General features: G+C 73.6%; 2 protein-coding genes. Both read left to right on the top strand.

Annotation, left to right across the window (positions count from 1 at the left end):
• A partial coding sequence (locus tag NON22_RS21130; protein WP_257388965.1) for a UvrD-helicase domain-containing protein occupies window positions 1-2,927 on the top strand: 2,927 nt, incomplete at its 5' end.
• Window positions 2,924-4,100 (top strand): AAA family ATPase (locus tag NON22_RS21125; protein WP_257388964.1); only part of this gene is annotated, 1,177 nt, incomplete at its 3' end. The genes NON22_RS21130 and NON22_RS21125, both read left to right, overlap by 4 nt.

Raw genomic sequence — 4,100 nt, 5'->3', positions numbered from 1 at the left:
GCGTGCGCGCGCCGGCCGGCGATCCCGACGAATCCGCCGCGGCCTGGGCGCGCGCCGTCGAGGCGGCGCGCGCGATCGCCGCGACGCCCGAGCGTTTCCGTTATCCGGGACCCAAGCCGACCTCGCAGCTGCTGCAGGCGCTGCGCGCGCTCGTCGCGGCGGCCGACGCCGCGGCCCTGGACGGTTTCGACGTCGACGACGTCTGCGCGCACGCGGCCAAGCTCGAATCGCAGTTCCGCAGAGGCCAGCTCGACGACGCGCTGAACGCGAGCCTCGCCGCGCTGTTCGCCGATCTGCAGCGCTGCGCCGGCGCGCGCGCGAACAGCAAGGCGGCCGCGCTCGAACGCTATCGCCAGCGCCTGCTCGCGCGACGCCGCGAGCAGCTGCTGCGCGAATCGCGCCAGACTTTCAACACCCTGCTCGAGAACGCGGCGGCCGCATTGAGCGACCGCAGCGGTCCGCTCGCGGCACGGCTGCGCGCGCAATGGCCGGTCGCGCTCGTCGACGAATTCCAGGACACCGACGCGCTGCAGTACCGGATTCTCGATGCGATCTATCGCGACACCGACGGCGCCGCGTGCGGCCGCCTGGTCATGATCGGCGACCCGAAGCAGGCGATCTATCGCTTCCGCGGCGGCGACATCCACACTTACCTCGCCGCGGCCGCAACCGCCGACGAAGTGCTGACCCTCGACACGAACCGGCGCTCGTCGGCAGCCTACGTCGCCGCGCTCAACGAGCTCTACGCGACGGCCGGTCCGCGGCTGAGCATGCAGCCCGACCATCCGATCCGCTACGAGGCGGTGCGCGCGGCCGGCCGCCGCGAGCCGTATCTCGACGCCGACGGCGAGGCCTTCGCCCGGCCGCTGCAGCTGCATTACTGCGGTGCCGATCCGCTGAATCTCGACCGCCGCCGCGAACAGGCACTCGAGGCATGCGCGCGACACGTGGTCGCTCTGCTGCGTTCGGGCGCGCGGATCGGCGAGTCGCCGCTGCAGCCCGGCGACATTGCCGTGCTCGTGCCGAAGAACCAGCAGGTCGAGCGCCTGCGCGAACTGCTGTTGCGGCAGGGCGTGCCCTGCGTCGGCGCCGGCAAGCGCAGCGTGTTCGACACCGAGCTCGCGCGCGAGCTGCAGCTGCTGCTGTACGCGGTCGAACACGCGCACGACGACGCGGCGGTGCGCGCGGCGCTGGCCACGCGTTTCGGCGGCCTGACCCTCGCGCGGATCGCCGCGCTGCGCGAGGACGCCGACGCCTGGCAGCAGCAGCGCCGGCGCTTCGTGGAGCTGCGCCGCGAATGGCAGCGCCACGGCGTGCTCGGCGTCGTACTCGCGCAGTCGGCCGATCTCGCGCTGCGCCTGCCGCAGTCCAGCGAGCGCGAACGCGCGCTGACCGATTTGCGTCATCTCGGCGAGCTGCTGCAGGCGCAGAGCGAACGCCTGGCCGGCGCCGAGCAATTGCTGGCCTGGTTCGCCCAGCAGCGCGAATCGCCCGACGCCGGCGAAGCCGACGACTGGCAGCTGCGCCTGGAATCCGACGCGCGCCGCGTACGCCTGCTGACCTTGCATGCGAGCAAGGGCCTGGAGTTTCCGCTCGTGCTCCTGCCGCTGATGTGGGATCACACGGGCCGCGAGCCCGGCCTCGTGCTCGCCTACGACGAGGCCACCAGGCTGCGTGTGGCCGAGCTCGCGGAAGGCCGTGCCGCGGCGCTCGCGCGCGTGCGCGAGGAAGACCAGGACGAACGCTTCCGCGTGCTCTACGTCGCGCTGACGCGCGCGCAATATGCCTGCCATGTCTATGCGCTGCCGCCGCTGCGGCCGCGCGACGGCAAGAAGGGCGCGCCGGAAGCGGCCGATCCGGAACGCTCGGCGCTCGATGCGCTGCTGGCGCGTCTCCAGGCGGCCACGACCGGCGTGGCGCTCGCGCAGCAGGCGCCGCACCTGGCCTGGCAGGCCGACGACTGGGCCTGGCCCGAGCAGGACTATCGCGCGGCCGCGGCGAACGCGCTCGACCATCTCGCCGCGCGGCGCGAGCCGGCCTGGCCGGTGCTCGAGCACACCTACAGCTTCACCGCGCTCGTCGCCGGCCGCGGTCGCGGTGAACAGGAGGAATCGGCCGCCGACGACGAGCGCGCCGCACGCGACGAGGCGCTCGCGCCGCTGCCGCTGGCGGCGGTCGCCGCGGCGCCGGATCCGCGCCTGCTCGCGCTGGCGAACTGGCGCGGCCCGGAATTCGGCAACGCCGTGCATGCGGTGTTCGAACGCCGCGATCCGCACACCGCCGTGGCCGCGCAGACGCGGCTGATCGAACATAGCCTGCGCGACTACGCCGTGCGCGTCGTGCCCGCGCAGACCGCAGCCGCGGTCATCGGCATCGGCGCGCTCGTGCAGCGCACCGTGGAGCTGCCGCTGTTCGACGGCACGAGCCTGCAGGAGGTCGCCGCGACGCGGCAGCGCGCGGAAATGGGCTTCCAGTTCGTGCTCGATGCGGTGTCCCTGCGCGCATTGCGCGACGCCTGCGCGCGCCACGGCGCAGCCGACCTGCTGCCGCGCGATCTGCAGGGTTCGACCCTGACCGGTCTCATGAGCGGCAAGATCGACCTGATCGTCGAACACGCCGGCCGCTTCCACGTGCTCGACTACAAGACCAACTATCTCGGCGACACCCTGGCCGACTACGCGCCCGTGCGCCTGGAGCAGGCCATGGCCGAGCATCACTACGGCTTCCAGGCGCTGCTCTACACCGTCGCGCTCGAACGCTATCTGCGCCAGCGTCTGAGCGGCTACCGGCGCGAGCGCCATCTCGGCGAGGCGATCTATCTGTTCGTGCGCGCCTGCGGACTCGCGCCGGAACTCGGTGTCTGGCGCCGGCGCTTCGATGCGGCGCTGCTCGATGCGGTCGACGCCGCGCTCGGAGGCGCCGCATGACCTTGTATACCTGGCGCCGCGGCGGCGACGCCGAGCTGCCGACCGTCTGGCGGCCGCTCGATCGCGCCGTCGCGCAATGGGTGCAGGTCCACGGCGGCTCGGCACGGCTGGCCGACGTCGCCGGCTGGGCCAGCTATGCCGACGGCCTCGGCGACGCGGCGCTGCCGCTGCTCGGCGCCGATGCGGGCCGTCACGGCATGACGCCGCCGACGCGCGACGACGTCGACGCGCTGCGCGCCGAGGCGCTGGTCGGCGACGGCAAGGCGCGCACGCCGTTCGTGCTCGACGCCGACGGGCGCTTCGCGTTCTGGCGCAACCATGCGCACGAGACCGCGATCGCGTTGCACGTCGCGCAGCGGCGGCAGGCGGCCGCGCCGGCGGCAGCGGCCTCGATCGCCGCCGATCTCGATGCGCTGTTCGGCCACGACGACCCCGCCGCGCAGCGCCAGCGCGATGCCGTCGCCGCGGCCGTCGGCCGGCGCCTGTTCGTGCTGACCGGCGGTCCCGGCACCGGCAAGACCACGACGGTGTTGCGCCTGCTGCTGATGCTGCAGCGGCACGCCGCCGCGGCGCCGGCGATCCAGCTCGCCGCGCCGACCGGCAAGGCCGCGCAGCGCCTGCTGCAGTCACTGCGCGCGGGCAAGGCCGCCTTGCGCAGCGGAGCCGGCGCCCTGCCGGCCGAATGGCAGCCGCTGCTCGAGCGCATTCCCGAGCAGACCGCGCTGACCTTGCACCGCCTGCTCGGCTACGAGCCGCGCCGCAACCGTTTCACGCGCGGCCGCGCTCGCCCGATCGCCGCGGATATCGTCGTCGTCGACGAAGCGTCCATGCTCGACCTGGCGATGCTGCGCAGCCTGCTCGACGCGGTACGCGACGACGCAGCGCTGATCCTGCTCGGCGATGCGGACCAGCTGGCTTCGGTCGCCGCGGGCTCCGTGCTCATGGATCTCGTCGCGGCGCTCGAACGCGAACGCGCGCCCGAGCTCGTACGGCTGCAGCACAGTTTCCGTGCGCAGCGCGAACTCGCGCGCTTGAATGAAGCCGTGCGCGAAGGCGATGCGGCCGCGTTCTCCGCGGCGCTGGCCGCGGCCGCGCCGCGCGCCGTGCTGCGTCCGGTCGCGGACACGGCGGCCTTGCGTGCGTTCGCGCAGGAATGGGCTGCGGCGCTGGCCT

It is taken from the genome of Tahibacter caeni, from assembly GCF_024609805.1.
GTDB classification, from domain to species: Bacteria; Pseudomonadota; Gammaproteobacteria; order Xanthomonadales; family Rhodanobacteraceae; genus Tahibacter; species Tahibacter caeni.
The sequence above is the reverse complement of the archived record's forward strand: the minus strand, read 5'-3'. Positions and strand labels throughout refer to the sequence as shown.